Origin of the sequence: Nocardia sp. NPDC058499, from assembly GCF_042719915.1 — a bacterium.
In the GTDB taxonomy this organism is placed as follows: Bacteria; Actinomycetota; Actinomycetes; order Mycobacteriales; family Mycobacteriaceae; genus Nocardia.
In genome coordinates, this window is the sequence record NZ_JBHXMZ010000001.1 from 83,813 (window position 1) to 110,217 (window position 26,405).

At 67.7% G+C, this 26,405-nt stretch carries 25 protein-coding genes and 3 pseudogenes; 15 read left to right on the forward strand and 13 right to left on the reverse strand.

Translation table 11 applies throughout. The features are described 5' to 3' along the window. Nucleotides 1–4: 4 nt before the first annotated feature. The 3 genes and pseudogenes from ACFWPH_RS00365 to ACFWPH_RS00375 all read right to left on the reverse strand — a co-directional run. Nucleotides 5–253: pseudogene (locus tag ACFWPH_RS00365) on the reverse strand (helix-turn-helix domain-containing protein); the annotation flags it as partial. Further along, entirely contained in the window at nucleotides 196–732 is a 537-nt protein-coding gene (locus tag ACFWPH_RS00370; RefSeq protein ID WP_378747240.1) for a DUF6879 family protein, read from the reverse strand. The gene ACFWPH_RS00370 and the pseudogene ACFWPH_RS00365, both read right to left, overlap by 58 nt. Beyond that, nucleotides 713–1,042 (reverse strand): hypothetical protein, encoded by a 330-nt coding sequence (locus tag ACFWPH_RS00375; RefSeq protein ID WP_378747241.1) that lies wholly within the window; start codon nucleotides 1,040–1,042, stop codon nucleotides 713–715. The genes ACFWPH_RS00370 and ACFWPH_RS00375 overlap by 20 nt, the downstream gene beginning before the upstream one ends. A gap of 230 nt (nucleotides 1,043–1,272) precedes the next feature. On the opposite strand from ACFWPH_RS00375, the gene ACFWPH_RS00380 reads away from it, so the two are divergent. From ACFWPH_RS00380 to ACFWPH_RS00390, 3 genes are all read left to right on the forward strand, one after another. Then, nucleotides 1,273–1,539 (forward strand): hypothetical protein, encoded by a 267-nt coding sequence (locus ACFWPH_RS00380; protein WP_378747242.1) that lies wholly within the window; start codon nucleotides 1,273–1,275, stop codon nucleotides 1,537–1,539. A gap of 16 nt (nucleotides 1,540–1,555) precedes the next feature. Further along, nucleotides 1,556–1,843 carry a hypothetical protein gene (locus ACFWPH_RS00385; protein ID WP_378747243.1) on the forward strand — a complete coding sequence of 96 codons (288 nt, stop codon included), beginning with the start codon at nucleotides 1,556–1,558 and terminating at the stop codon, nucleotides 1,841–1,843. Between the two features lie 119 nt (nucleotides 1,844–1,962). Further along, complete coding sequence (locus tag ACFWPH_RS00390) at nucleotides 1,963–2,499, forward strand: hypothetical protein (protein ID WP_378747245.1); 537 nt, start codon at nucleotides 1,963–1,965, stop codon at nucleotides 2,497–2,499. A 58-nt stretch (nucleotides 2,500–2,557) separates the two neighbouring features. Here ACFWPH_RS00390 and ACFWPH_RS00395 read toward each other — a convergent pair whose 3' ends face one another. Then, nucleotides 2,558–3,190, reverse strand: coding sequence for a DUF6461 domain-containing protein (locus tag ACFWPH_RS00395; protein ID WP_378747246.1), 633 nt, complete (start codon nucleotides 3,188–3,190; stop codon nucleotides 2,558–2,560). Between the two features lie 93 nt (nucleotides 3,191–3,283). After that, nucleotides 3,284–3,405, reverse strand: a pseudogene (locus tag ACFWPH_RS00400) (enoyl-CoA hydratase/isomerase family protein); the annotation flags it as partial. Nucleotides 3,406–3,674: 269 nt separating this feature from the next. Between ACFWPH_RS00400 and ACFWPH_RS00405 the strand changes: the two are divergent. Next, complete coding sequence (locus ACFWPH_RS00405; protein ID WP_378747247.1) at nucleotides 3,675–4,607, forward strand: SDR family NAD(P)-dependent oxidoreductase; 933 nt, start codon at nucleotides 3,675–3,677, stop codon at nucleotides 4,605–4,607. Nucleotides 4,608–4,722: 115 nt separating this feature from the next. Here ACFWPH_RS00405 and ACFWPH_RS00410 read toward each other — a convergent pair whose 3' ends face one another. After that, nucleotides 4,723–5,619, reverse strand: a complete 897-nt coding sequence (locus tag ACFWPH_RS00410) for an enoyl-CoA hydratase/isomerase family protein (protein ID WP_378747248.1) — start codon at nucleotides 5,617–5,619, stop codon at nucleotides 4,723–4,725. Between the two features lie 17 nt (nucleotides 5,620–5,636). Further along, entirely contained in the window at nucleotides 5,637–6,356 is a 720-nt protein-coding gene (locus ACFWPH_RS00415) for a hypothetical protein (protein ID WP_378747249.1), read from the reverse strand. A gap of 118 nt (nucleotides 6,357–6,474) precedes the next feature. Between ACFWPH_RS00415 and ACFWPH_RS00420 the strand changes: the two genes are divergently transcribed. The 6 genes and pseudogenes from ACFWPH_RS00420 to ACFWPH_RS00445 all read left to right on the forward strand — a co-directional run bounded on the left by ACFWPH_RS00420 (nucleotide 6,475) and on the right by ACFWPH_RS00445 (nucleotide 13,873). After that, nucleotides 6,475–7,278, forward strand: coding sequence for an enoyl-CoA hydratase/isomerase family protein (locus ACFWPH_RS00420; protein ID WP_378747250.1), 804 nt, complete (start codon nucleotides 6,475–6,477; stop codon nucleotides 7,276–7,278). A gap of 101 nt (nucleotides 7,279–7,379) precedes the next feature. Further along, a complete protein-coding gene (locus ACFWPH_RS00425; RefSeq protein ID WP_378747251.1) occupies nucleotides 7,380–8,279 on the forward strand; it encodes an enoyl-CoA hydratase/isomerase family protein in 900 nt (299 codons plus the stop codon). Continuing rightward, nucleotides 8,279–9,760 (forward strand): annotated as a pseudogene (locus ACFWPH_RS00430) (class I adenylate-forming enzyme family protein); the annotation flags it as partial. The gene ACFWPH_RS00425 and the pseudogene ACFWPH_RS00430, both read left to right, overlap by 1 nt. A gap of 364 nt (nucleotides 9,761–10,124) precedes the next feature. Beyond that, a complete protein-coding gene (locus ACFWPH_RS00435) occupies nucleotides 10,125–11,732 on the forward strand; it encodes a class I adenylate-forming enzyme family protein (protein WP_378747252.1) in 1,608 nt (535 codons plus the stop codon). Further along, nucleotides 11,725–13,368, forward strand: coding sequence for a class I adenylate-forming enzyme family protein (locus ACFWPH_RS00440; RefSeq protein WP_378747253.1), 1,644 nt, complete (start codon nucleotides 11,725–11,727; stop codon nucleotides 13,366–13,368). Before ACFWPH_RS00435 ends, ACFWPH_RS00440 begins: the two co-directional genes overlap by 8 nt. Before the next feature lie 100 nt (nucleotides 13,369–13,468). Beyond that, nucleotides 13,469–13,873: a PaaI family thioesterase gene (locus tag ACFWPH_RS00445; protein ID WP_378747255.1), complete on the forward strand. Its 405-nt coding sequence runs from the start codon at nucleotides 13,469–13,471 to the stop codon at nucleotides 13,871–13,873. 101 nt (nucleotides 13,874–13,974) lie between these two features. On the opposite strand, the gene ACFWPH_RS00450 is transcribed toward ACFWPH_RS00445, so the two are convergent. Beyond that, nucleotides 13,975–14,544, reverse strand: a complete 570-nt coding sequence (locus ACFWPH_RS00450) for a TetR/AcrR family transcriptional regulator (RefSeq protein WP_378747256.1) — start codon at nucleotides 14,542–14,544, stop codon at nucleotides 13,975–13,977. Between the two features lie 64 nt (nucleotides 14,545–14,608). Between ACFWPH_RS00450 and ACFWPH_RS00455 the strand changes: the two genes are divergently transcribed. Then, nucleotides 14,609–15,547, forward strand: coding sequence for an SDR family oxidoreductase (locus tag ACFWPH_RS00455; protein ID WP_378747257.1), 939 nt, complete (start codon nucleotides 14,609–14,611; stop codon nucleotides 15,545–15,547). Nucleotides 15,548–15,700: 153 nt separating this feature from the next. On the opposite strand, the gene ACFWPH_RS00460 is transcribed toward ACFWPH_RS00455, so the two are convergent. Both ACFWPH_RS00460 and ACFWPH_RS00465 read right to left on the reverse strand, forming a co-directional pair. After that, nucleotides 15,701–17,197 (reverse strand): class I adenylate-forming enzyme family protein, encoded by a 1,497-nt coding sequence (locus ACFWPH_RS00460; RefSeq protein WP_378747258.1) that lies wholly within the window; start codon nucleotides 17,195–17,197, stop codon nucleotides 15,701–15,703. Between the two features lie 14 nt (nucleotides 17,198–17,211). Then, nucleotides 17,212–17,721, reverse strand: coding sequence for a DoxX family protein (locus ACFWPH_RS00465; protein ID WP_378747260.1), 510 nt, complete (start codon nucleotides 17,719–17,721; stop codon nucleotides 17,212–17,214). Nucleotides 17,722–17,888: 167 nt separating this feature from the next. On the opposite strand from ACFWPH_RS00465, the gene ACFWPH_RS00470 reads away from it, so the two are divergent. Continuing rightward, the gene (locus tag ACFWPH_RS00470; protein WP_378747261.1) at nucleotides 17,889–19,082 is read left to right on the forward strand and encodes an acyl-CoA dehydrogenase family protein; all 1,194 of its coding nucleotides are present in this window, start codon (nucleotides 17,889–17,891) and stop codon (nucleotides 19,080–19,082) included. Nucleotides 19,083–19,414: 332 nt separating this feature from the next. Here ACFWPH_RS00470 and ACFWPH_RS00475 read toward each other — a convergent pair whose 3' ends face one another. From ACFWPH_RS00475 to ACFWPH_RS00485, 3 genes are all read right to left on the reverse strand, one after another. Further along, nucleotides 19,415–21,085 (reverse strand): acyl-CoA synthetase, encoded by a 1,671-nt coding sequence (locus ACFWPH_RS00475; RefSeq protein ID WP_378747262.1) that lies wholly within the window; start codon nucleotides 21,083–21,085, stop codon nucleotides 19,415–19,417. A gap of 43 nt (nucleotides 21,086–21,128) precedes the next feature. Beyond that, complete coding sequence (locus tag ACFWPH_RS00480; protein WP_378747263.1) at nucleotides 21,129–22,763, reverse strand: coniferyl aldehyde dehydrogenase; 1,635 nt, start codon at nucleotides 22,761–22,763, stop codon at nucleotides 21,129–21,131. 61 nt (nucleotides 22,764–22,824) lie between these two features. Beyond that, nucleotides 22,825–23,634: an NAD(P)-dependent oxidoreductase gene (locus ACFWPH_RS00485; protein WP_378747264.1), complete on the reverse strand. Its 810-nt coding sequence runs from the start codon at nucleotides 23,632–23,634 to the stop codon at nucleotides 22,825–22,827. 315 nt (nucleotides 23,635–23,949) lie between these two features. Between ACFWPH_RS00485 and ACFWPH_RS00490 the strand changes: the two genes are divergently transcribed. The 3 genes from ACFWPH_RS00490 to ACFWPH_RS00500 are packed head-to-tail and all read left to right on the forward strand — an operon-like array spanning nucleotide 23,950 to nucleotide 26,401. Further along, nucleotides 23,950–24,771: a mycofactocin-coupled SDR family oxidoreductase gene (locus tag ACFWPH_RS00490; RefSeq protein WP_378747266.1), complete on the forward strand. Its 822-nt coding sequence runs from the start codon at nucleotides 23,950–23,952 to the stop codon at nucleotides 24,769–24,771. 23 nt (nucleotides 24,772–24,794) lie between these two features. Next, complete coding sequence (fabG, locus tag ACFWPH_RS00495) at nucleotides 24,795–25,523, forward strand: 3-oxoacyl-ACP reductase FabG (protein ID WP_378747267.1); 729 nt, start codon at nucleotides 24,795–24,797, stop codon at nucleotides 25,521–25,523. Beyond that, nucleotides 25,520–26,401 (forward strand): hypothetical protein, encoded by an 882-nt coding sequence (locus ACFWPH_RS00500; RefSeq protein WP_378747268.1) that lies wholly within the window; start codon nucleotides 25,520–25,522, stop codon nucleotides 26,399–26,401. The genes fabG and ACFWPH_RS00500 overlap by 4 nt, the downstream gene beginning before the upstream one ends. Nucleotides 26,402–26,405: the final 4 nt, after the last annotated feature.

A 26,405-nucleotide genomic window follows, 5' to 3' on the forward strand; every position in this document is an offset into this window, starting at 1 on the left:
CCCCGGCACTGCAATGCCGGCAGTATGCGCGGATATCGTCGCCGGACGGTTTGTTGCGGCCGTGCTCGATCCGGGAAACTTTCGATTCATGCCAGCCTTCGCGGGCGGCAAGCTCCCGGCCGGTGACCCCGGCGTCGCGGCGGATTTCCCGAAGCCGCTGGCCGAGAGATTCCCTGGCGTCCTGGACAGAGTCGGTCACTGCCGGGCGTTCACCGCGGCAACATAGTCGGTGAACGGTGTCGCCGAACGCCACAACCGGTCTCGTGTGGCACGGCAGTAAGCGACGATCCCCGGGTCCGCGGTCACTGCTGCGCCCGCCGGTTTACCGGCGTCGTCGACCAGGTTGAACCCCACCCGGTCATCGTCGAACAGCCACCAGTCGTCAGCCGGCACGTCCTCAACCAGATGCCGCGGCGCGTACCGGATGTCCTCGCCGGCGTCTACGCTCGAACCGGCTACCGTCAGCAGCCAACGGTGATACCCCGACAGTGGTTCCGTGACCACCCGGACCCGGCTCATCAGCACGCCGCGGGCCGTCAATGTTTCGACGAGTTCGATCCAGTCGCTTTTGTCGTAGCGGTCGGTTTCGGGTTCCAGTTCGCCGTTCAGGTAGCGGCGCAGCGGCTCCGACTCTTCCGGTTCGGCGTAGGAATCCCGCACTTCGAGATGGAACGCAGACTGTCGCGCTCCTTCCAGGAGTTCGAACCAGTCGTCATCCGAGCGGAGTTCCACCGTAGTAAGTCCTTTCAGCCCTCGGTACTTCGATGGCTGTCTCATTGTCCTCCAGGGTCAGTTTGCCCAGGACTGCACCCTCGACTATTGGGCGGCCGGTCAGCCGGAATGTGCCGCGCCCGGTGTCGGTCATCGTCGCCGCGATGAATGAGCCTTCTTCTGCGAAGCCCGGCAGCAGGTGCGGGATTTCGACGGTTCCGGCTGTTGGTGTCTGCCAGCCTTGCACGATGTAACTGTCCTGGTCGGTCGCGTAAAGCGACGGGCAGCCCGCCTTATCGGAACCGCCCTTGCCGAGGAATCGTATGTTCATTGGTCCACTCCCACCTAGAGGCTTGCGCTTGCTTGCACCCTGCACGTCATCATGACAGCAATTCGCTTGGTGTGTCTCCTGTTCAACGGACTAGCGCAAGTTTCCGCAAGCTTGTAGATCGAGATGGTCGGTTCTATCTACGGTCGAAAGCGATCACCCGGTACCCGTCAGGTCAGCGCGCCGGGTGGCCGCTTCCACGTCCGCGACCCCCCCATTTGAGGTAGGCCCCCATGCGTCAGGAGTCACCGAACCTGCCAGTCAGGACAGTCAGCCCCCGCGCCGTCACCCTCCAGCGCTGGCACACCCGCAACCGGCAGCTACTCGAACGCGTACTCGCCGGCCTGTGGGCACTCGACCCTCCCGCCCGCTGCCGCGCCGACATCACCCCGATCCTCGGTTACGCGCACGCCTTCCACGTCCGCGATATCCACCGCCGGCACCACGGCTGCCCGCGATATGTGCTTGCCGACGAGTTTCTGACTTCGGCGCAGCGGTGAGGGGCAGGAGACCGTCATGGAACCAACCGCTCTCGGCTGGGTCGACGACGACGCCAGTACCGCACCGGACTGGCATCGAGCCCAGGTGCGGCGCCTCGCACAACGTCTCGGCTACCGGCTGGTGTGGCCGGATGAGCGTTCGGTACTTCACGTCGCCGACCAGGCCCGCAACGCCGGCGTCGACACGGTGATCATGCCCGCGCCCGACCATCTCGATCCGGTCGCATTGAACAGGCTCATGGACATCGCCGACGTGGAGACTGTGTCACCGCGCATGTCGTATGCCCGCTGGGTCGGGGACTGACCGTGGACCTGTATCAGCCGGTGGACAACGCGGACTTCGAGATAGGCAGCACGGTGATCCGGCGGGGGTCGCGGATCGCGGTTGCCGATGCCGCCCTGCTGTAGCAGGGCCAGCCGCGGGTGCGAGCCTCAGCGGTCTTCCTCACGACCGGCGAGGAGCCGGCGGGCACGGTGTGGAGTCCGGACGCGGACCTGCCGATGCCTCCGGCGGGGTGCATGTCGCCGGAGGGGTCGCCGCCGCTGTTCAAAAGCGGCGATGGTGAGTGGAGCGCCGAGTTCGCCGACCACCAGAATGCCGAGCGCAAAGCCGCCTGGCAGAGCCTGCCACCGCTGGTGGCCGGGGAACCACTCACGGCTTTTCAGCGCGCCGCGATCCTCGGCGATTCCGCCAACCACCTCTGCCACTGGGGTTCCGCGGGCGCGGGCTACATCAATGCCGACGTGACGCTCACCCTGTCGCGGCCGCCGGTCGGGTACGAACAAGGACTGCGCGCCGAGAACACCATCGCCTCGGCCGGTATCTCGATCGGCACCGCCACGCTCTACGACCGCCACGGCCCGGTCGGCACCTGTGTGGTGACCACGCTGTCCAACGCCCGCCGGCAGATCGACTTCGCCGCAACTTCCTCCGCCGAACTCGCCGGCACATCCGACTGATCGGCCGACCGTCCTCCGAAACGAGCAACAGCGGCGCGGGTGTCGAGTGACTCGGCAACTACTGCGAGGGCGGGGGTAGGAGCCGCCCACTGAGGACAGGACGCTCGTTGAGGTCGTTCAGAGGTAACCCGACGCCGAGGTTCTCGGCAAGCCTGTAGAAGACTCCGCGGGACCCCAAGGGACCGTATTCGTATCCGTCGAGTCGTGCGCCGAGGGCCTGCATCTCGGTGTCGAAGCGATGCGGGTCGCTGCCTGTCCGGTCGGCTGGGTCGAGGCCGGCCATGGTGTCGAGTCCGGTGATGAGGCGGCCGTCCTCGGCGTACCGGAACACCACTCCCGGTTCCTCGTTGGCGTTCAGCACCAATGCCGCGGTGCCGATCGAGGCGCGCAGCACCAGTCCTCGATCTTCGAGGGATTTCCAACTACCGTGCTCCCACACCCAGGCCCAGTTTCGGTAATGCCCTGCGCTGACCACATATCCATCAGGTGCGTAGAGAAGACCGCCCAGCTCGTAGTGGAAATCGTTTTGCTCACGCACTGCCACGGTGTTTCGGTCGACGCCCATCCGCTCCAATAGCTCCCGGGCGTTGATCTGAAGCGCGAAGGTGAGGCTGAGCAGCGGCAGATCCCTGCCGTACATCCACCCGAGGCCACCGGTCGTGGTGGCGTCGTCATCAGCTGATGCCGTCATAGCGGCTGACACTGCCATGAGGCACCGACATCCGTGGCCGGGTCCGAGTTGTCGAAACCCCATCAGCGCGCTTGAGCAGGTAAATAAGGAGATATCCGGTTCCGGGACGTGGAAATGCTCGTCGTGCAGCCGGAATGCCTCGCGGGTGCCGTGTTCGGCGCGGGCTTCGACGAAATTGAATTCAGCCGGGCGAACTGGAGATTCGTACCGAAGGATCCACGCCGATCGGTAGCGGGGCATCGCGGCGGTGAGAATCCGAAACGTGCGATCCGTAGCTCGGGTCAGCCCATTGCTCGGCCGGGTGCCTGCCGCCGACCTGGATGCGTTCGACGTAACGGGCCCGCGTGGATACGACCGGTCGGGCCGGATCGCGACGTAATGGACATTGCAGTCGCCAGTAACCTGAGCGACTGCCCAGCAGGGCATGTGCTCATGAGGCACCCTGGTTTGGAGGATTATTCTCTCGAAACGGAATGAGGTTCTCGTGGTGGATTTCGCCGGACAAGTTGCCGTGGTAACCGGAGCCGGAAGAGGACTGGGCCGGTTGTACGCGTTGAGCCTGGCGCAACTCGGCGCGTCGGTGGTGGTCAACGACATGGGAGGAGCGATGAACGGCGATGGTGCCGACCGAGGTCTCGCCGATGCAGTCGTGCGTGAGGTCGAGGACGCCGGCGGTGTCGCTGTGGCGTCCTACGATTCGGTCGCCGACCCGGCAGGCGCACAACAGATCGTGCGTACTGCGGTCGAGCGGCTCGGTCGACTGGACGCGGTGATCAGCAACGCGGGCATATTCACCAGCGTGCCGTTCGAGGACCTCACCCCTGTCGAGTGGGAACGGATGCGGTCGGTGCATCTCGATGGCGGCTTCTACCTCGCCCAAGCCGCCTATCGGGTGATGAAGGGCCAGGGGTACGGGCGCCTGGTCTTCGCCTCCTCCTCCGGTGGAATGTTCGGGCAGCCGCTGGAAGCTCACTACGCAGCGGCGAAGGCCGGGCTGGTCGGACTGTCCAATGTGATCGCCATCGAGGGCGCCGCGCACGGAATCCGGTCCAACACCGTGCTGCCGTTCGGATTCTCGCGCATGGTCACCGAAACCGTCGGTGACCCCGAAGCCCTCGAGAACCTCGGCTTCCTCCAGGTCATCCGCCCGGAACTGGTGGTGCCGCTGGTCGTTTTCCTGGCCGCCCGGGAATGCGAACTCACCCACCACAACTACTCCGCCTGCGCCGGCCGTTACGCCCGCGTCTTCGTGGGTCTCGGCCAGGGCTGGCTGGCTCCCACTGATTCCGATCCCACCGCGGCCGATATCGCCGAGCACCTGCCCGAGATCTCCGCGGCCGAACCGTTCACCATCCCCGGCTCGATCTTCGAGGAAGTCCTCGCCGTCTGCGAACGCTTGGGGGTTCGAGCCATGTGATCGAGCCACTCGCAGGATGCGGTCGTGCTGTCGCTGCTCCGCGTGCCCACGACCGTCTCCCCGCATCGACGCGGCCGGTATCCGGCGAAATCGGAGCTCCAGGTGAGCGGGGAACTCAGGGGATCTCCGGTTCCGGGACGTGGAAGTGCTCGTCACGCAGGCGGAATGCCTCCCGAGTGCCGTGTTCGGCACGGGTTTTGACGAAGTTGAACTCGCCCGGAGCGAACTGCAGATTCGTACCGAAGGCGTGGAACAGGTAGCTGGCGACCTCCTCCCCCTGGTACGCCTGGCTCTGTTCGACCAACCGGAACGCCTCTTTCGCGATGACCACGCCGTCGGCGGGCATTTTCGCTGTCTTCTCCGCCCAGTAGCGGGCGCGGGCGGTGACCGCGGCCGGGTCGCAGGTCTCGGTGAAGACCCCGAGATGCTCCACCTCGCCCGCCCGAAGAATATCGCCGGTCAGCAGCATGCGCCGGGCCAGTACCGGGCCCAGACGGTGGAAGAACAGGTGCAGGCTGCCCAGCGCCGGGCCGAGGAAGCGGGTGGCCGGCATGCCGATCCGGGTGTCGCGGGCGATCACCGAGATATCGGTCATCAACGCCATCTCGAATCCGCCGCCCAGCGCGTAACCGCTGATCTCGCCGACGGTGACCTTCGGATAGCCCATCAGGTTGTGATAGAAGCCGAACGATTTGCGGTCCACGGTCAGCCGGCGGCGCTGGCTGGGGCGGCTTTTCGCCGGTTTGCCGTCGGCGCCCGCACGGTCGCCGTACCAGCCGTAGGCGTTGTTCATATCGGCGCCGGTGCTGAATACGCCCTCGGTGCCGCGCAACAGGACGACGGTGATGTCGTCGTCTTCGGCCGCGCGGTCGAGGTGGCGGGCCAGCTCGTCGCGCATGGCGGCGTTGTAGGAATTGCGCCGCGCGGGGTTGTCGAGCGTGATGGTGACGATCCGGCCACCAGGGTCGACGTCGTAGTGCACTCGGCCGTCTGCGGCGCTGGAGCTGGTCATCAGGAGTCCTCTTCTCTTCACGGGTGCGGTCGCGGGGCCGTAAGCCGGTCGGGTGGGCGGCGCCGGCCGAAATGAGTGCCGGCCAGTTTCGCCGCGGTCGCCGCGACAGTCTCGACCTCCGCTGTGCACAGCAGGACGTCGTCGCGCAGGAGGCGGGCCGTCGAACGGATGCCGGTCTCGTGCACCACACGATCGATCTCGAAACGCAGCTCCACCAGGAGCGGCGTCGGCCGGCGGTAGGTGATGTTCATCGACCGCGTCTTTCCCGTGATGCCGACAGCGCAGCTGTGATGCTGGACCACCGCGTCGAAGAACACGCCGAGGAAGCCGCCGTGAACGAGCCCGGGGGGCCCCTCGTGCACCAAGGGGAAGGTGATCCGGCCGGCGGCGCGGTCGGGGCCGAGCACATCGAAGTGATACTCGGGAAAACATGGGTTGTACGCGCCGATGTCGAAGGCGTGGTCCAGGTAGACACGCTGGGTATCGCTCGCGTCCGGCCCGACCCGGGGTGCTGAGTCCGGGGGTGCCGCAACGGTCAGTTCGCGCTCCCACCGCTCGAGGTTTTCGATCATCGTGTCGACCGCCGGGTGCGGCTGTTCCAGGGAAACCAGTAACCCGGCGATGCGGCGCAACGCACCGGCCGCGGCCATCGTCTGGGCGAGCGGTTGTTCGCCGAAGCGCAGGGATGCCGTGGTGGCAACCGCGGCGGCGGGGTCGGATTTGTCGTTCGCGGCCATCGAAACCTTGCTTTCGTCGCCGATAGGTCTGCACAAACCTTGGCAGAAGATCAACGGTATTGTCTACTGTATCTATATCAGTATGCACTCCAGTCCCCCGTCCGCCCAGGAGGGAACCATGCCGTTCGACACCATCGACTATCTCGTCGACGGACACACGGCCACCATCACGCTGAATCGGCCCGGCGCACTCAACGCGCTCAGCCCGCATATGATCACCGAGCTGCGCTCCGCCTACGACGAGGCCGAGAACAACGACAAGGTGTGGTCGCTCATCGTCACCGGCGCGGGCCGTGCGTTCTGCACCGGCGCCGACGTCAAGGCCATCCCCGGCGACGGCAAGGTGATCAACGAACGGCCGTACCTGTCCACCTACGAACAGTGGGAGGCGCCTCAGGAGGGCACACCCCCGTTCCGGACCATGACCAAACCGGTGCTCACCGCGGTCAACGGCGTCTGCTGCGGCGCCGGCCTGGATTGGGTGACCACAGGCGATATCGTCATCGCCTCGGACCGGGCGAGTTTCTTCGACCCGCACGTCAGTATCGGCCTGGTCGCCGGGCGTGAGGTCGTGCGCCTGGCCCGGGTGCTGCCGCGCACGGTCGCGCTGCGAATGGCGTTGATGGGTAAACACGAGCGGATGAGTGCCCAGCGTGCCTACGAGCTGGGGATGGTCACCGAGGTCGTGGAGCACGATCGGCTGCTCGAACGTGCCCACGACATCGCGGCGATCGTCAACTCGAATGCTCCACTGGCGGTCCGGGGCACGCGGCTGGCGATCGTGAAAGGGCTGAACATCCCGTTGCACGAAGCCGAGATGCTCGCCGAATCGTTCCGGGAACGCGTCACCCGCACCGCAGACGCGCTCGAAGGGCCCAAAGCGTTCATCGAGAAGCGCACACCCGATTGGCAATGCCGTTGACCCTTCCCAGCAGCCGAAGCCGGGGATTTCCGACTCAGACCACACCAACGACCTCGGAGGGAGGCAGCAGTGTCTTATATCGTTTCCTCGGAGCCTTTCCGATGAGCGCCGCGTCCCGGGAAGCCGGGGCCTTCGGCTACGGCCCGGCCGGCGATCGGACCGAGGCATCTGCGGTGCCCAGTAACGGTCCGGCGGCCGACGCGCCACCGCGCGACTACAGCGGTGGGTTCGAAACGATACTGCTCGAACTCGACCCGACCGACCGCGTCGCGACCCTCACCCTGAATCGGCCCGAGCGCCTGAACGCGTTCAACCGGACGATGTGCGAGGAAGTCCAGCGCGCGTGGCACACGATCAAACTCGATGACTCGGTCAACGCCGTCGTCGTTCGCGCGGCAGGCGACCGGGCATTCAGCGCCGGCCTCGACGTCACATCGGATTACGGGCAACCGGCCAGCGTCTGGCATCACGAGGATCCCGGCGAATTGCTCAGCCCCAAATGGCAGAAGATGTGGAAGCCGGTGGTGTGTGCGGTGCACGGGATGTGCACCGCGGGGGCGTTCTACTTCGTCAACGAATCCGATGTGGTGGTCTGCTCGGACGAGGCGACCTTCTTCGACTCGCATGTTTCCGCCGGCCTGGTGTCGGCGCTGGAACCGGTCGGGCTGATGCGCCGGATCGGGCTCGGGGAGACATTGCGGATGGCGCTGATGGGCAATGACGAACGGGTCTCGGCCCAGACCGCGCTGCGGATCGGGCTGGTGTCGGAGGTCGTCGCCCGCGAACATCTGTGGGCCCGCGCCCACAGCATCGCGGCCGGCATCGCCGCCAAACCCCCCGCCGCCACCCAGGGCACGGTCAAAGCGATCTGGGAATCACTCGACAAGCCCTACCGGGCGGCGCTCGACCACGGGCTCATCTACACCCGGCTCGGCAATCCGATCGGCAAATCCGAACTGGCCGCCTCCTCGCCCACCGCGACCGAACCGAGGATCCGCTGATGACCGATACCGCAGTACACGCCCACCCGCTGAGCCGGCGGATAGCCCATGTTCTGGCATTGCAACCGGATTCCCCCGCACTGGAATTCGACGAGCATTGGTATTCGTGGGGCCGGATCGGTGGGCTCACCCAGCGCATCGGGTCGATCATCGAATCGGACCAGGGGCCGCGTCCGGCCGGGATTCTCCTGCGGAACCGGCCCGAGCACGTGGCCGCGCTCCTGGCGGTCCTGCTCGCCGGCGATACGGTGGTGGTGATCAACCCGTCGCGTGGGGACGACCGGGCCCGCGACGATATCGCCGCCCTACGGCTGCCGCTACTCATCGGCGCGCCCGGCGACCTCGATTCGCTGGTTGTACCGGCGCCGGAGACCACGGTCGTCTCGATCCCGGGTCCGGACGCGCTGCCGGAGGTCCGGAATACGGCGACCACGCAGAACAACGAAGCGGCGCGGCCGGGGGTGGCGGTCCGCATGTTGACCAGCGGCACCACCGGACCGCCGAAACGAGTGGATATCAGCTACGACATGCTGGCGCGCAGTGTCATGGGGACCGATCCGGCAGCGGCCGACGCCCCGGCACGGCCCCGTAAAGGGGTCGCCGTGGTCAACGCACCTTTGGTGCATATCGGCGGTGTCTTCCGGGTGCTGCAGTGCGTCACCGAGGCCCGGCCGTTCGTCCTGCTGTCCCGTTTCGAGCTGAAATCCTGGGTGCGCGCGGTGCGCGCGCACCGGCCGGGCGCGGTCTCGCTGGTACCGGCGGCGTTGCGGATGGTGCTGCATTCGGATCTGCGCCGCGAGGACCTCGCCGGAATCCGCGTCGTCACCTCCGGAACGGCACCGCTGTCGGCCGAGGACGCCGACGCCTTCCACGAGAAATTCGGCATCCCGGTGCTGACGTCGTACGCCGCCACCGAATTCGGCGGTGGGGTGGCCGGCTGGACGCTGCCGGATCACGAACAGTACTGGACGGCGAAGCGCGGCAGTGTGGGCCGGGCAACGGGCGGCGCCCGGCTGCGGGTCGTCGACGAACACGGCGCGGTGCTCGGCGCGGGCGAGGCAGGGTTGCTCGAGGTGATCCCGGGACAGCTCGGACCAGGAGCGGACTGGGTCCGCACCACCGATCTGGCACGGATCGACGGCGACGGATTCCTGTGGATCCTGGGCCGGGCGGACCAGGCGATCATCCGCGGCGGTTTCAAGATCATGCCCGACGATGTGCGCGGTGCGCTGGAAAGCCATCCGGCGGTACGCGGCGCCGCGGTGGTCGGCCGGCCCGACCCCCGGCTCGGTGAGACCCCGGTGGCGATGGTCGAACTGCACCCCGACGCGGACGCCTCGCCCGGCGAGCTGACCACCTTCCTGCAGACCCGGCTGGCACGGTACGAGATTCCGACGGAACTGGCTGTGGTAGCGGCGATTCCCCGTACCCCCTCGGGCAAGCCCGACCTCCGAGCGGTGCGGAGTCATTTCGAAACCACCGCGTCGCGGCACGCACAGGTCCCCCCGAGCGGAAACGCGACCGTTCCCCCGCCGGGCAACGCGCCCGGCCACTCCGCCAGGGCCCAGTCTTCCGGTCCCACCGGGCACGCGCCGACCGGCACCGGGCACTATCTCGCTGACCCCATCGAGCACGCGACCGTCGGCCGCACCGAGCACGGGTCCCCCGATCGCACCGACCACGAGACTGCTGACGCCGCCCCTGGCGAGGGCGAGAATCTGCCGAATGCCACCGGACGCGTGGTCGCCGATCACCTCTTCCCCGGGCACGCCCACGCAGGCCACACGGCTCCCGGGTACGCCGATCCCTCCCGGGGGCGGCAGGTAGACCGCGACGGGGGCAACCGTGCCGGCCGATAACGACACACTCGCCCCACTGCTTCGCCGGCAGGCGAGCGTCCGTGGTGAACATCCCTTGCTGATCTGCGACGACGAGCGGATCAGCTACGCCGAGGCGCAGTCCCGCTCCGCGCACCTCGCCCGCGCGCTGATCGCACTCGGCGCCGGCAAGGGCACGCATATCGGATTGCTCTACCCCAATGGCGCGGATTTCGTGATCGGCGCATTCGCCGCCGCCCGGATCGGGGCCGTTGCGGTGCCCTTCTCCACCTTCGCCACAACGCGCGAGCTGGGCGAACAGCTGGTGGGCAGCGACACTCGAATACTGCTGGCCACCGCCGCTTATCGCGCGCACGACTACATGGCACGGCTGGCCGAGCTGCTCCCCGGTGCGTTCGAAGGTGCTCCCCACGCCGCGGACAGGCTGCTGTGCCCGCAAGCCCCACAGGTTCGCCATATCGCGATGAACCACGGCACCGGCACGGGACACCGGCTCCGGGATATCGGCGAGCTCGACCGGCTCGCCGAGACCGTCGGCGAGGAACTGCTCGTGGCGATGGAACACCAGGTCGTGGCGGCCGATCCGCTGGCGATCATCTACACTTCCGGGTCCACCAGTGCCCCGAAGGGAGCCATCCACACCCACGGCGCCCTGCTGGGACATCAGCGAAACCTCAACGAGATCCGCCGCCTCACCGCCGGCGACCGGCTGTTCTGTAATTCACCGTTCTTCTGGATCGGCGGTTTCGGTTACGCCTTGCTGGCGACCCTGCTCGCAGGTTCCACCCTGGTGTGTTCCGACGCCACCGACGCGAGTGCGACGCTCGACCTCCTGGAAGCCGAAAAGCCGACGGTCACCAACGGTTTCGCGGGCGGCGTCGCCCACCTCGCCCGGCATCCGAGCTTCGCCGGACGGGATCTGACCTCGATGCGCCGCGGCAACCTGTATGCGATCATGCCGGCCGGCGCGCGCCCCGCCGACCCCGAACTGCGGCACAATATGCTCGGAATGACCGAAGCGGGCAGCGTCGTGCTGCTCAGCGGCGACGACACCGACCAGCCGGAACACCGGCGCGGCTCCTTCGGCAAACCGGCGCCCGGATTCGACACCCGGATCGTGGATCCCGATACCGGCGCCGCAGCGGCGCTCGGCGCGACCGGCGAACTGTACCTGCGCGGGCCATATGTCATGCAGGGTTATTACGGGCGCAGCCGCGAGGAATGCTTCGACGCCGACGGCTGGTTCCACACCGGTGACCTGGTGCATGCGGACGACGAGGGATTCGTCTACTACCTCGGCAGACGCGGATCCATGATCAAGACCGCGGGCGCCAATGTCTCCCCCGCCGAGGTGGAGAAGGCCATTGCGAAAGTCACCGGCGCGACCGCGCATGTGCTCGGCCTGCCCGACCCCGACCGTGGGCAGATCGTGGCGGCCGTGCTCGTCACCCTCGAGGCAACCGTCGACGAAAACGCACTACGCGAACACCTCCGGCAGGAGCTGTCGGCCTACAAAGTTCCCCGGCGGTTCGCCCTGCTGCGGCCCGCCGATGTTCCGCTGCTGGCCGGCGGCAAAGTGGATATCCAGCGACTCGGAAAGATCTTCGATGCCTGAACACACCACGGCCACCGACACCATCGATACGTTGTTGCGCCGGCAGGCCGCCGAACGCGGCGACCATCCGGCGGTGATCGACCCGCACACCCGCACCACCTACGCCGACCTCGACACCACCACCCGCCGCCTGGCCGCCGCGTTCGTCTCCGCCGGCATCGGGAAGGGAACTCGGGTAGGTCTGGTGGCCCCCAATAGTGTCGACTGGGTGCGCATCGCGCTCGCGCTCACCCGGATCGGGGCCGTGCTGGTCCCGATGAGCACTTTGCTGAAGCCGCCGGAACTGATCGCCCAGCTGCGCATTGCCGCCGTCGAGATACTGATCGCCGCCGAGGAATTTCGCGGCAACCGTTACTTCGACGGCCTCCGCTCCGTTCTCGGCGAACCGATGGACGCGACGCCGATCCACCACACCGAATTGCCCTCTCTCCGGCATACATACACCACCGAAGCCGTCACCGAACTTCTACGGGGACTCGTCGATATCCAAGGCGGAGCGCCAAAGCTCGTGGTGACGCCGGCCGCGAACGCAGTCGCCGAAGCGCTGGCCGCCACCGTCCGCCCCGCCGACCCTGTGCTCATCATGTTCACCTCCGGCAGCCGCGGCCTACCCAAAGGCGTAATCCATTCGCACGGTAATGCACTGGCCGCCGTGCGCTCGGGTCTCACCGCCCGCTGTATCGACGCCGGGACCCGGCTCTATCTGCCGATGCCGTTCTTCTGGGTCGGTGGGTTCGGTGGCGGTGTCCTCTCCGCGCTCGCGGCGGGCGCCACCCTCGTCACCGAGGAGATACCGCGGCCGGATTCGACCCTGGAGCTGCTCGAACGCGAACAGGTGACGCTTTTCCGGGGCTGGCCCGATCAGGCCGAGGCCCTCGCGCGCCGGGCGCAATCTCTCGGCTCAGACCTGTCCGCGCTTCGGCCAGGCAGCCTCGAAGCGCTGCTACCGCCGGAGCAACGGTCGCGACCCGGCGCCCGCGCGAACCTGTTCGGGATGACCGAATCCTTCGGGCCCTACTGCGGCTACCCCGCCGACACCGATATGCCGGAGTCCGCGCACGGCAGCTGCGGCCGTCCGTTCGACGGGATGCAGGTGCGCATCACCGATACCGGAGGTAATTCGCTGCCCGTCGGGACAATTGGTGAGATCCAACTGCGCGGACCGCATATTCTGCGCGGTATCTGCGGCCGTGCCCGCGAGGAACTGTTCACCGCCGACGGCTATTACCCCACCGGCGATCTCGGGCGCCTCGACGAGGCGGGTTTCCTCTTCTACCATGGCCGCCGCGACGATATGTTCAAGGTCAACGGCGCCACCGTTTATCCCGGCGAGGTCGAGAAGGCGCTGCGGTCGCTACCGGACGTCACCGGCGCATTCGTCACCGATATCGGCCGCGGCGACGGCGCGCGCGTGGCCGCGGCCCTGATCGTCACGGGCCGCCCGGGCATCGACGGGCTGCGCGCCGCGACCAAGGAGATCCTGAGTTCGTTCAAGGTGCCGACCATCTGGCTGCTTCTGGATTCCGATGCCGAGATTCCGCGTGGCACCACCGGCAAGGTCGATATCGCCGCCCTGCGAAAGCTGCTCGCCGACCACGGTATCGACGCCGGCACCGCCACCGGACCACCCCGCTGATCACCTCCGGCGAGCGCCGCATCGTGCTGCACCGCCGGCGTTTCGACACACGCACCCGGAACCGGTCGTGCGTCTGGACTCAACTCGACAGGGAACGAACATGACCTCCACTCAGGCAATCGGCGATCTACTCGACCACATCGGCTTCCGCAAGGCACCGGACGAAACAGGTTCGGAGACCTGGGAATTACCAGTGGCCCCACATGTCGTCAACACTGCCGGCGGCCTACAGGGCGGCCTCATCGCCACCCTGATCGATATCGCCGCGGGCACCCTGGCACTGGAAAGCCTACCGACCGGCGGTGTGGTGACCTCCGACCTGAACGTGCGCTATTTTCGCGCCGTCACCACCGGCACCGCACGCACGGTATCCACCATCGTGCACGCCGGGAAACGCTCCATAGTCGTACAGGTGGAGGTGCGAAACCTACCCGAGGACCACCTCGCCGCGCTCGCCACGGTGAGCTTCGCGATCGTCGGGCACAACACTCGCACCGCCGGCTGACACCACTGTCGGCAGGTCTCCGACAGCGGCTGTACCCCGCCGCGCATCGACCCGACCACCGGGACACGCGAGGCGGTTCCGAACGTTTCGCAGATGGCTCGTCACACTCTCAGGTCGTACCCGAGACGCTCCAACAGCGGCTCGACTGCGCTGCGGACGGCGACGTTCAATGCGACATCACGACGGAAGCTCCAGACGGTGAGTGCCCCTTGCCATTGCTGGACAACCAACTCGCCCACCCCCGCAATGTTGTCCGGGGCTACCGCGAGCCGCCGTTCGACAGCCGCCACCAGGGCGTCCAGCCATGCGCACCCCCGGGCTCGCAAGACGGGATCGAGGAGGTCCTCGCGCAGGATCAGGAGCTGGTCAGCATAGGTATCTTCGCTGTACTGCGCACCGAGACGTACCAGCAAGTCGACCACACCGGCTGGACCGGCGGTGGCGTCGTGGTCAACCGCGGCCGTTTCCGCATCGAGTCTGTCCCATGCCAGCGTCAGCGCTGCACGGCGCAGGGCCGCTTTGGTGCCGAAGCGTTGAACGATCGTCGACGCGGAGATTCCGGCGCGTGGTGCGATTGCCTGGAACGTGAGGGCATCCGGCCCCCGCTCGCTCATAACCTGCAGTGCGACGTCCAGCAACGCCTCGTCGGTGACTGTCTTGTGGCGCGGCATGATCTCCCCATGTATAAACGAATGGTTGGTTATATATTAAGCGACGAGTAAGTAGGGAGACACGGTGGCACCACCACTGGCCGGAAAGGTGGCGCTGGTCGCCGGGGCGACACGCGGGGCCGGGCGCGGTATCGCAATCGAACTCGGGGCCGCGGGCGCTCACGTGTACGTCACGGGCCGCACGACCCGCGGCCGCCAATCGGAGTACGGGCGTCCCGAAACGATCGAAGACACAGCGGAACTGGTCGAAGCCGCGGGCGGTACCGCCACCGCGGTGGCCCTCGACCACCTCGACAGCGAGCAAGTAGCACACCTGGTACAGCGGATAGACCGCGACTACGGGCGGCTCGACGTGCTCGTGAACGATATCTGGGGCGGCGAGCTACTGACCGAATGGAACACCCCGATCTGGGAGCACTCCCTCGACGGCGGACTGCGACTGCTCCGACTCGCCGTGGACACCCACCTGATCACGAGTCATCACGCTCTCCCGCTGCTCATCCGGCGGCCGGGCGGGCTACTCGTCGAGATGACAGACGGTACCTATGACTACAACACCTCCAACTACCGACTGTCGGCATTCTACGATTTGGCCAAGTGGTCGATTCTGCGACTGGCATGGAGCCAGGGCCGCGAGCTGGCGAGTCACCACGCTACCGCCGTGGCCCTGACCCCTGGCTGGCTGCGCTCGGAAATGATGCTCGACAGCTTCGGGGTCACCGAGGACAACTGGCGCGACGCGCTCTCGCAATCTGCGGAGCCCCCCTATCCCGATCCCGGTCACTTCGGAATCTCGGAGACTCCGAGGTTCGTGGGGCGGGCCGTGGCCGCACTGGCCGCCGATCCCGATCGCGGCCGGTGGAATCGGGCGTCGTTGTCGTCCGCGGGGCTCGCCGAGGAATACGGTTTCACCGATCTCGACGGCAGCACTCCTGATTGCTGGCGTTATCTCGTCGAGGTGCAGGACGCGGGCAAACCGCCCACTCCAGACGCCTACCGGTAACCGTGACAGCGCCCACCGCGTACCTGCTAGGCATTCTGCTGATTCAGCAAGGCGGACAGGCGGTCGATCTCGCGACGGAGGTCTTGGATCAGGTTGAAGCCTTCGGTGTTCGAGGGATCGGTCGGGTTCGATTGGCGGATGGCAATCCTCCGGTCAGCTCTCCTGATAAAGGGCGGCGACGGCGTCCGTCCGCACCTTCATGGCGGCATTACGCGGCAGCTCGTCGACGATCGCGATGTCGACCGGCACGTGGTGACTGGGTAGCGCCTCCCGGACGAGCTCGCGTAGTTCAACGGAGTCCGGTACCCCACGTTCGCGACGCAACTCCACCGCTGCGAACGGCACCTGCCCGAGCCTGCGGTCCGGCACCCCGACCACACAGGCATCACGGACCGCGGGATGCCGGAGCAGGACCGCGCGCACCGACTCGGGCAGGATCTTGAAACCGCCACGGTTGATTGCGCCGTCCGCCCGGCCGTACACCGTGACGAACCTGTCGGCGTCCATCGACGCCAGGTCCGTGGTGCGCAGGAAGTCGGGGCCGACCGCTTCGACACGGGCCGCGAGCAACCCGCGCTCGCCGGCAGGTACTTCGTCCCCGGATGCCGGGTCGAGAATGCGCACCTCGACACCCGGCAGCGGCCGGCCCACACTGCCGGCCTTCCCGGCGCCGAATTCCCGGTACAGGTCGGGTGTCCACGCGCAGACCGAACCGGCGAATTCGGTTGCCCCGTAACCCCACAGCAGGAGAATCCCGAATCGGCGTTCGAACTCCGCACGCAGTTCCGGCTCCAGCGGGCCCGATCCGCCGGGCAGGTATTCCAGCGAAGACAGGTCCTCCGGTGCCACCTGGGCTTCGAGCAGCATGCGCAGGATCGTCGGCTGCACTCCGGTGCGCCGGATCCGGTAGGTCTTCACCGCCCGGACCCACGGCTCGACCGCGAACTTCTCCAGCAGGACCATCCGCTTTCCTTGATAGGGCGCGGCGAGCAACTGACAGATGCCGATACTGCCGAACGGCCAGAACACCAGCTCCGGCGGATCGCCGGGCGCGGCGGGTAGCCCGCCGGTCATACTTAGCACGGTGTGTGCGAGTGCGGCGGTGCCGATCGGCACCCGTTTGGGTGGACCCGTGGTACCGCTGGTCAGGATGTGCAGGCCCGGTTCCTCCCGGCAGGGCCGTCGGGTGGACGGGTCACCGGTTACCACGGTCTCGACCCACTGTGGTCCGGCCGTCAGGGAGATGCCCGCGCTGCCGATACGGGTGCACGCGGTCCGCACCGGCTCCGTCCAGTCCTCGGCGGCGGCCAGTACCGCGCTCAGCCCCAGTCGCTCGACTTCGGCGGCAAGCGAACCGGGCGACTGATAGGAATTGATCATCGCGGCCGGCCGCCGCCCCGCGACGAAACCGAGTACCGACGCGGCGTGCGGGATCCGGTTGCGCACGACAATCCCTACCCGCTCACCGGGCTCGATCCCGGCCCGCGTCAATGCGTGATCGACGGCGTCGATGCAGGCGGTGATCTCGGTGCCCGAGTACCAGCGCCGCTCGAATTCGATACAGGGACGCTCGCCGTATTCCGCTATCCGGCCGGCCAGATGGGCGGCGAAGGCAGTGCCGGGGTCTTCCTCATGGCGGGTGCCGGTCATACCTGGGCCCCCGATCACGATTCGACCGGCGCGGGCGGCCGGTAGAACAGCATCAACTGACCGATACCGGCCACCAGGCCCGCCCCGGCAGCAACGAGCAGACCCGGCCAGCCGTCGAATCCACTCGGCCCGAACAGGAGCCGGTCGATGCTGAACCGGCCCGCACCCACCATCGCCACCGCGACGGCCGCGACGGCCAGGACCAGGTTGTATTCCCAGCCGTTGCGCACGATGAAGAATCCGTTTCCGCGGTGCACCGTCCAGCCGGCCACCAGCATGAGCGCGACGAAACCGGCCGCGGCCACGGGGGTGAGCAGGCCGAGTGCCAGCGCAAGCCCGAAGCCTATTTCGCTGCCGGCCGCGATCCGCGCGTGCCACCGTCCCGGTTTCATACCCATACCGTCGAACCATGAGGCTGTGCCCGCCAGGCCACCGGGTGCGGCGATTTTGTTGTAGCCGTGGGCGGCCATCGTCAGTCCGAGACATAGTCGAAGGACCAGCAGGCCGACGTCGTATGCGTTCATGGCGCTCCGTAGCGAGATATTGTCGTGGGGCGGTATGGAATGCGCATTCACATCTCCCGTACCACATACCGTTGCAGTTACAGTATCGTAGATCCGCGGATTCGTATCGCGGATCCCTGAACGCGCAGACGACACCGGCGCAGACAGCCGGTACGAGGAGTCCTGTTATGACCAGCGAACCCGCCGCCGAACCGGTCACCGAGGAGGATTTCCGGGAAATCCTCGCCCAGACCCGCAGCTTCGTCCGCGATGTGGTCATGAAACGCGAACGTGAAATCGCCGAGCAGGACCGGATACCCGCCGAGATCGTCGAACAGGCCAAGGCCATGGGCCTGTACGGCTACGCCATCCCGCAGGAATGGGGCGGGCTGGGCCTGGACCTCGCCCAAGACGTGGAACTGGCCATGGAACTCGGCTACACGACACTCGCGCTGCGGTCGCAGTTCGGCACCAACAACGGTATCGCCGGACAAGTGCTGGTCGGTTTCGGCACCGGCGAACAGAAAGCACGCTGGCTCGAACCCATCGCCGCGGGCGCCGTGGTGGCCTCGTTCGCCCTCACCGAATCCGGCGCCGGATCCAACCCGGCCTCGCTGCGGACCACCGCGCGCCCCGACGGCACGGACTGGGTGCTCGACGGTGAGAAACGGTTCATCACCAACGCTCCAGTCGCGAACCTGTTCGTGGTGTTCGCCCGCACCCGCCCCGCCGACGAGCAGGGCGCCGGAATCGCTGTCTTCCTCGTTCCCGCCGATTCCCCCGGTGTCGAGGTCGGGCCGAAGGATCGCAAGATGGGGCAGGAGGGCGCCTGGACCGCGGAGGTCCGGTTCCAGGATGTCCGCGTCGGCACCGACGCCCTCGTCGGCGGCAGCGAGGACATCGGCTACCGCGCGGCCATGACCTCGCTGGCCCGCGGCCGGGTCCATATCGCCGCACTCGCCGTCGGCGCCGCCCAGCGCGCACTCGACGAATCGGTCGCCTACGCCGCGACCGCCACGCAGGGCGGTTCCCCGATCGGCGAATTCCAGCTCGTCCAAGCCATGCTCGCGGATATGCAGACCGGGGTGATGGCCGGCCGCGCCCTGGTGCGCGACGCCGCGCGGCGCTGGGTCACCGGCGAGGATCGGCGCACCGCGCCGTCGGTGGCGAAACTGTTCTGCACCGAAATGGTGGGCAAGGTCGCCGATCTCGCGGTCCAGGTGCACGGCGGTACCGGATATATGCGCGATGTGCCGGTCGAGCGGATCTACCGCGATGTCCGGCTCCTGCGACTCTACGAGGGCACCAGCGAGATCCAGCGGTTGATCATCGGCGGCGGCCTGGTCAAGAACGCGCGGCGGCAGGGGACGCCGGCGCTCTGAGCATCATCGTGGACTGCCGCCGGGTCGATTTCGGGCCCGGCGGACGTCGCGGTCGTCCGCTGCTACAAAGAAATCAGGACACCGCAGCCCGGTCGCCGACCGGCGGTATCGGCCTGAGTATCGCCCGGCACGCGCCCAACTCTCGGCACGAACCCCGGTCCGGGCACTGCCGGTGGCGCGACCCTGGAGGTAGTGAAACTCTATGTCGACAACCAGAAGAATGCGTGAAGGCACACCCATCCTCCCCACGGCTGAAGCCGGGGGTTTCTCCGTCGCCGGCGGCCGGTCGACTCGGCACGGACCGGGGCAGGCGGCAGCCGGGCCGAGGGCGATCAGGGCTCGCCGACAACCTGCTCCCGGGCCCAGCGGTAGTCCGCTTTACCTGCAGGACTGCGCATGATTTCGGGCCGGAACACCACGGCTTTCGGAAGCTTGTAGCGCGCGAGTGATTGCCCGGCATGAGCGATCAGTTCGCCGGCACCGGCCGTGGCGCCCTCGGCGAGTTCGACGACGGCCACCACCTCCTGACCCCAGCGCTCACTCGGGCGGCCCACCACCAGCACATCGGTCACCGCCGGATGCGAGGAGATCGCGATCTCCACCTCCTCGGCGAAGATCTTCTCGCCGCCGGAGTTGATGGTCATGGAGTCGCGGCCGAGCAGTTCGACCGAGCCGTCGGCGAGGAGACGGGCGCGGTCGCCGGGCAGGACGTAGCGCACGCCGTCGATCACCGGGAAGGTCGCGGCGGTCTTCTTCGCATCGCCCTTGTAGCCGAGCGGGGTGAACCGGCGTTGCGCGAGCCAGCCGATCCCGTCGTGGCCCGGCTCGAGTACGGAACCGAGATCCTCGGCGACCACCCGGGTGTCGGCGCCCGCCGAGAATTTCCCGGTCGAGACGAATCCGGAGGCGGATACATGGTGCATTTGTGCGCCGGTTTCCGAGGAACCGACACCGTCGAGTACTGCCAGACCCGGCACCGCCGCGATCCAGCGTTCTTTGACGGCCGGGCTGAGTACCGCACCGCCGTTGGCGAGCGCCACCATCGAGGACATATCCGCGCCACCGGATTCCACGGCGGCCAGCACCGGACGCGCAAGCGCATCCCCCACCACCATGGCGACCGAAACTTTCTCCCGCTCGATGGTCCGCACGATCTCGCCGGCGTCGATGCGGTCGGTGACCGAGGGCAGCACGATCGTCTGGCCGGTGGTCATGGCCGTGAGCACCGCCCACTGTGCCGCTCCGTGGATCAGCGGCGGGATCACCATGAGCTTCATCCCTGGATTGGTCCGCGCCCGTTCCGCGATTTCGTCGTGGGAGGCGATCGTGGCGCCGCTGGTCGCATCGCGGCCGCCGCAGGCTCCCATATAGATATCGTGCTGGCGCCACAGCACACCCTTCGGCATTCCGGTGGTGCCGCCGGTGTAGAGCACGTAGAGGTCGTCCGGGGAGGGTTCGACCGGTAGCGGTTCGGGTTCGGTGGCGGCGAGCACCGTTTCGTAGTCGACGGCGCCGTCGAGCAGGTCGTTGCCGGACGAGTCGGCGATCTGGATCAGCACCCGCAGACCGGGCAGGTCCGGCAGTACCTCGGCGAGTGTCGGCGCGAACGCGGCGTGGTAGACCAGCGCGGTGGCGCCGGAATCGGCCAGCAAGTACTGCAATTCGTTCTTGACGTAGCGGTAGTTGACATTGAACGGCGCCACCCGGGCGCGGAAGGCGCCGATCATGCTTTCGACGAATTCGGGTCCGTTGTAGGCGTAGATGCCCAGGAGATCCTGGCCGACTTCGTGATTCGCCAGATCCGGCCGTTCGGTACGGCATCCCAGCCCTTGGGCGAGCAGATATGCCGCCAGGCGCCGGGAACGGTCGGCGACCTGGGCGTAGGTGTGCCGGCGCTCGCCCTGCACGATCAGTTCCCGGTCCGGGATCACGGCGGCGGCGGTATCGGTGGCGGATACGAGTGTGAACTGTGGTTCGGTTCCGGTCGCAGAAGTTGGGGACAACGGTGACTCCTCGTTCGTCTGGTTCGCGATGGCGCAGGCCGGGTCACGTCCGTGTGGCCGGGTTGCCCGCAGCGGGCTCGGCCACCGGAGGGGCGGTGACATGGCCGTCGGCGGTGGGTGTGGTGAGGTGGCGGGCGGCTGACGCGGTGGGGCCGTCGGTCGTCGACGGGACCGGACCTGTGCGCAGCCGCCGGTGGACGCGTCGGCGCGCACGGCGCAGTGCGACACCGACGAGGCGCTCCGTCCACCGGCCGAAGGGAGGCGCGGCCAGGCTGGTGATCGGTACGGGCAGGTCGGTGCCGACCACTGTGCGATGGTGGCTGAAGGTGTCGAATCCGGCTTTGCCGTGGTAGGCGCCCATCCCGCTCTCGCCGACGCCACCGAACGGTGCGTCGTCGGGAAACATCTGGATGGCGAATTCGTTGCGGGCCACCCCGCCGCTGCGAGTATTCGCGACGAAGGTACGGAAATCGGCCCGGTCCGGTCCATACCAGTAGGCGACCAGCGGCGCGGGCCGCCGGTTGATGTAGTCGACGACCTCGTTCAGTTCCCGGTAGGGCAACACGGTGAGGACCGGACCGAACACCTCTTCCGAGGTGATGGCCATTTCGTCGGTCGCCTCCCGGACAATCGTCGGCGCGATCTTGCGCAGCTCCGGATCAGGCAGGGCTTCGCCGGGCGGAGCGATCGACTCCACGCGGGCGCCACGCTCGCGCGCATCGTCGATCAGCCCGACGACCCGCTCGTAGTTCGCGGTGTTCACCACCGCGGTGTAGTCGTCATTGCCGATGATTTCGGGGAACATCCGCCGCCAGGCACCAGCCAGGGCGTCGACGAAGGGTTCCATCCGGTCCTGCGGCACCAGCACGTAGTCCGGGCAGACGCAGACCTGCCCGCCGTTTACCATCCGTGCCCGGGCGATCCGCTCGGCGGCCCGGGTGAGATCGGCGCCGGCGGAGACGACCACCGGGTTCTTTCCACCGAGCTCCAGTGTCACCGGAACCAGGTTGTGCGCCGCGGCCCGCTGTACGAGCCGGCCGACCCGGGTGGAACCGGTGAAGAACAGGTGGTCGAACGGCAGTTCGGTGAAGGCCGCGCCCACCTCTGGACCGCCGGTGACCACCGCGAGCTCGGTTTCGTCGAAGTACTGTTCCGCGAGCCGCCGGGTGAGTTCCGCGGTGTGCGCGGTGATCTCCGACATCTTGATCATCACTCGGTTCCCGGCGGCGAACGCGGTCGCGGCAGGCAAGATCACCAGGTTGAGCGGGAAGTTCCAGGGGCCGACTATCCCGACCACTCCGAGCGGGGACGGCCGGACCTCCGCGCGGATTCCGTACAGGCGGGCCGCCCGGTCCGGCCGCCGCGGCCGCATCCAGCGGGTCAGGTGGGAACGGACGTATTCGATGGCGGTGAGCATGCCCATGATCTCGGCGAACAGAGTGCCGGTCCGGGAGCGAGTACCGAAGTCCGCGACCAGCGCGTCGACATAGGCATCGGTGTTGTCCAGGACCATGGCGACCAGCCGGTCGATGCGATCCCGGCGGACCTCGGCGCTCGGCGGGCCCTCGCACAGGAACGCCTGCCGCTGGGCCGCCAGGATCGCGGCCGGATCGCGGCGCTCGCCCGCCCGTACGGTCTCGGCCCCTTCCACGGGTATCTCCGGGGTATTGCTGTTCATCGAAACGCTCCGAGGTAGCTCCCGCCCGCCGGGCGGTGGAGAGAGGTTGACGTACGCACTGTCAGCCGAGGTCCAGGGGACCGCCGTCGATCACGGCGCCGAGCCGGCCGATATCGATGCCCAGATCCGCCGTCGCCGCCCGGCAGGCCGCCACATCCTTGCGGAGGAAGGGGGCCACCACTTGTTCGAACGTCACCAGCCCGCCGGTGCGGCCGATCGCGCCGGCCGCGTAGCTCCGGCCGCTGGATACGGCCAGGGCATCCAGCAGCTGCTGCTCCCCGATACCGAGGCGGGTGCCCAGTTCGAGTGCGGCGGCAGCCATCTGGGCGTTCGCCGCGAACAGGGCGTTGTTCACCAGTTTGACGCTCAATGCGGTGCCGAGCGCACCGGTCGCGATAACGGTGCTCGCATACGATTCGAGCACCGGCCGGGCCCGCGCGACCGCGTCCGCGTCGCCGCCGAGCAGCACGGTGAGTTCTCCGGCGGCGATATCATCGGCCGAACCGCTCACCGGCCCGTCCAGAAGCGTCGGGCCGCCGGGATGGCCGGCGACCAGATCGGTCACAGTGCTGACCGTGCCGGTGGTATGCGAGACCACGACCGCGTCGCGCGGCGCCGCGGCGAGCACTCCGTCGGGCCCGGCGAGGACCTCGGCGAGTTGGGCGTCGGAGAACAGGCAGGCGATGACGATATCGGCCGACGATGCGGCCGCGGCGGCGGAATCGACCACTGTCGCCCCGCCCTCGCGCAGCCGTTCCCGCACCGAGTCACGCCGGGCGTACACCTGCACCCGGTGGCCCGCGGCGACCAGCCGGTACACCATCGGCTCCCCCATGCGGCCTGCCCCGACAAACCCGACGACCTGCGACATCGGCGCTCCTCACTCGCGATCGGCCCGAACTCGCCGCCGCGCGGCCGGGCGGGGCGATATCCGGACAGATACATATCCAGTAAAGGCAACAGTAACACTGCCCGAGCGGGCCGGGGAGCAGTTCGCGAATTCCACCGGCACGCGCCGCAACTCGACGCCGGACCCGGCGGAACTCACTCTTTCGCTCGCGATACCGTTGTGCTTACGATATTCGCTACAATAAGCATTTCCGGTCGGCTCCTCGCCGAACCCGCGCGGTCGGCGCGGCCGTGCGCGCGGTGCCGGGCATCCGCCCGACGACAGTTAGGACAACACGTGACGAGCCGACTTCGCGGCAAAGTAGCGTTCATCACCGGGGCCGCGCGGGGGCAGGGCCGTGCGCACGCCGTTCGTTTGGCATCAGAGGGCGCCGATATCATCGCCGTCGATATCGCGGCGCCGCTCCCCGCGGCGGTCCCCTACGATTCCGCGACCCCGGAAGATCTCGCGGAAACCGTCCGGCTGGTCGAGGCGACGGGCCGCAAGGTCATCGCCTCCACCGTGGACACCCGGGACGCCGCCGGTTTGCGCGCGGCGGTGGACGCGGGCGTCGAGGCCCTCGGCCGTCTCGACATCATCGTGGCCAACGCCGGTATCTGCATCCCCGAGACCTGGGACGCGATCACCCCCGAATCGTGGCGGGATGTCATCGATATCAACGTCACCGGCACCTGGAACACCGTTGCCGCGGGCGCCCACCACATCGTCGACGGTGGTCGCGGCGGCTCCATCATCCTGATCAGCTCCGCCGCGGGGATGAAAATGCAGCCCTTCATGGTGCACTACACCGCGAGCAAACACGCCGTCACCGGAATGGCACGGGGACTGGCCGCCGAACTCGGCAAACACAATATCCGGGTCAACAGCCTGCACCCCGGCGCCGTGGCCACACCGATGGGCGGCGGCGATATGATCTCCGCCCTCACCGCCGCCACCGAGACCAATCCGCAGCTCGCCCATATGATCACCCCGCTGCTGCCCGCCTGGGTGGCCGAAGCCGACGATGTGGCCGATGCCGTGTCCTGGCTGGCCGGGGACGATTCCCGCTTCGTCACCGCCGCCCAGATCCCGGTCGACCTCGGCGCGACCCAGTACTGATCCGCAACGGTAAGGAACACACCATGTCACTTCTCGCGGACCGGGTCGCCGTGGTCACCGGCGGCGCCCAGGGCATCGGCTACGCCATCGCCGAAACCTTCGTACGGCACGGCGCCCGCGTGGTGGTCGGCGACCTCGAACCCGGCGATACCCGGGAACGGCTCGGCTCGGCGGTCGCGCGCACGGTGCGCTGCGATGTGACCCGCGCCGAAGACGTCGAGGCGCTGCTGGCCACCGCGGTCGAGGATTTCGGCACCGTCGATATCGCGGTGAACAACGCGGGCGTCACCCGCGACGCCACCATGCGCAAGATGACCGAGGACGAATTCGACCAGGTGATCGCCGTCCATCTGAAGGGCACCTGGCACGGCACCCGCCTCGCCGCCGCGTTGATGCGCGAACGCGGCCGAGGCAGCATCGTCAATATCTCCTCGCTCTCCGGCAAGGTCGGGATGGCCGGGCAGACCAACTATTCCGCGGCCAAGGCCGGGATCATCGGTCTCACCAAGGCCGCGGCGAAGGAAACCGCGCGTTACGGCTTGCGCGTCAACGCGGTCCAGCCCGGGCTTATCCGCTCCCCCATGACCACCGCCATGCCCGAACATATCTGGGAGCAGAAGATGGCCGAGATCCCGATGTCGCGCGCGGGGGAACCGGACGAGGTCGCGAATGTGGCGCTGTTCCTGGCGTCGGATCTGTCCTCCTATATGACGGGCACGACGCTCGAGGTCACCGGCGGGCGATTCATGTGACCGGCTGGGAACCGCATACCGTCACGACCGAGGAGTACCTGGATCCGGCGCCGGTCGCCGCACTCCAGGCACTGCTGGACACCCGGGGCAAACCGGTAGGGGCCGGCGACCCGCTACCGCCGCTGTGGCACTGGGTGGCCTTGCCACGGTGGCCGGAGTCGGGCTCGATCGGCGCGGACGGGCATCCGGTACGCGGCGGCTTCCTGCCGCCGGTCGAACTGCCGCGCCGGATGTTCGCGGGTGGCGACGTAGAGTTCGCCGGCGAATTGACCATCGGCACCACGGTGCGCCGGGAAGCGCGCGTCGTCTCCGTGACACCGAAGACCGGGCGGTCGGGCCGGCTCGTGGTGGTTGTGGTCGAGATCCGGTTGTTCGCCGATTCCGCCTCCCCCGCCCTGGTCGAGCGGCAGGAGTTGATCTACCGCGATCCGGGCTCGGCCACCGCGCAGCCACCCGCACCGGCTGCCGTGGATCCCGTCGCGACCCCACTACGCCGGGTGCGCGACGGCGAATGGGAGCTGCGCACCGACCCGACACTGCTGATGCGGTTCAGTGCCGCCACCGCGAACGCGCACCGGATCCACTACGACTGGCCGTACGCGACCGGGGTGGAGGGGTACCCGGGGCTGGTCGTGCACGGTCCCCTGATGACCCTCGCACTCGCCGAAACGATCCGCCTCGACCGGCCCGATACCGGGCCGGCACGGTTACGGCACCGCAACCTCGCCCCACTGTTCTGCCCCGGTAGCGCGCGCATCGGCCGCCACGAAGATCCCGATGCCGACCTCGCCGTCGCCCTCACCAGCACAACAGACCCCGGCGGCGCCCCGCGGACCCATACCGTTCTGCACGCCGATTTCCCTGCTCTTGGAGACTGAACCC

Excerpts from the sequence above, each read along its gene's own strand:
- fabG (WP_378747267.1), top strand. The coding sequence starts at position 24,795 with ATGTCACTTCTCGCGGACCGGGTCGCCGTGGTCACCGGCGGCGCCCAG.
- ACFWPH_RS00480 (WP_378747263.1), bottom strand. The coding sequence starts at position 22,763 with ATGAACAGCAATACCCCGGAGATACCCGTGGAAGGGGCCGAGACCGTA.
- ACFWPH_RS00385 (WP_378747243.1), top strand. The coding sequence starts at position 1,556 with ATGGAACCAACCGCTCTCGGCTGGGTCGACGACGACGCCAGTACCGCA.
- ACFWPH_RS00425 (WP_378747251.1), top strand. The coding sequence starts at position 7,380 with ATGAGCGCCGCGTCCCGGGAAGCCGGGGCCTTCGGCTACGGCCCGGCC.
- ACFWPH_RS00415 (WP_378747249.1), bottom strand. The coding sequence starts at position 6,356 with ATGGCCGCGAACGACAAATCCGACCCCGCCGCCGCGGTTGCCACCACG.
- ACFWPH_RS00380 (WP_378747242.1), top strand. The coding sequence starts at position 1,273 with ATGCGTCAGGAGTCACCGAACCTGCCAGTCAGGACAGTCAGCCCCCGC.
- ACFWPH_RS00375 (WP_378747241.1), bottom strand. The coding sequence starts at position 1,042 with ATGAACATACGATTCCTCGGCAAGGGCGGTTCCGATAAGGCGGGCTGC.
- ACFWPH_RS00420 (WP_378747250.1), top strand. The coding sequence starts at position 6,475 with ATGCCGTTCGACACCATCGACTATCTCGTCGACGGACACACGGCCACC.
- ACFWPH_RS00410 (WP_378747248.1), bottom strand. The coding sequence starts at position 5,619 with ATGACCAGCTCCAGCGCCGCAGACGGCCGAGTGCACTACGACGTCGAC.
- ACFWPH_RS00460 (WP_378747258.1), bottom strand. The coding sequence starts at position 17,197 with ATGACCGGCACCCGCCATGAGGAAGACCCCGGCACTGCCTTCGCCGCC.
- ACFWPH_RS00440 (WP_378747253.1), top strand. The coding sequence starts at position 11,725 with ATGCCTGAACACACCACGGCCACCGACACCATCGATACGTTGTTGCGC.
- ACFWPH_RS00465 (WP_378747260.1), bottom strand. The coding sequence starts at position 17,721 with ATGAACGCATACGACGTCGGCCTGCTGGTCCTTCGACTATGTCTCGGA.
- ACFWPH_RS00470 (WP_378747261.1), top strand. The coding sequence starts at position 17,889 with ATGACCAGCGAACCCGCCGCCGAACCGGTCACCGAGGAGGATTTCCGG.
- ACFWPH_RS00485 (WP_378747264.1), bottom strand. The coding sequence starts at position 23,634 with ATGTCGCAGGTCGTCGGGTTTGTCGGGGCAGGCCGCATGGGGGAGCCG.
- ACFWPH_RS00395 (WP_378747246.1), bottom strand. The coding sequence starts at position 3,190 with ATGACGGCATCAGCTGATGACGACGCCACCACGACCGGTGGCCTCGGG.
- ACFWPH_RS00450 (WP_378747256.1), bottom strand. The coding sequence starts at position 14,544 with ATGCCGCGCCACAAGACAGTCACCGACGAGGCGTTGCTGGACGTCGCA.
- ACFWPH_RS00445 (WP_378747255.1), top strand. The coding sequence starts at position 13,469 with ATGACCTCCACTCAGGCAATCGGCGATCTACTCGACCACATCGGCTTC.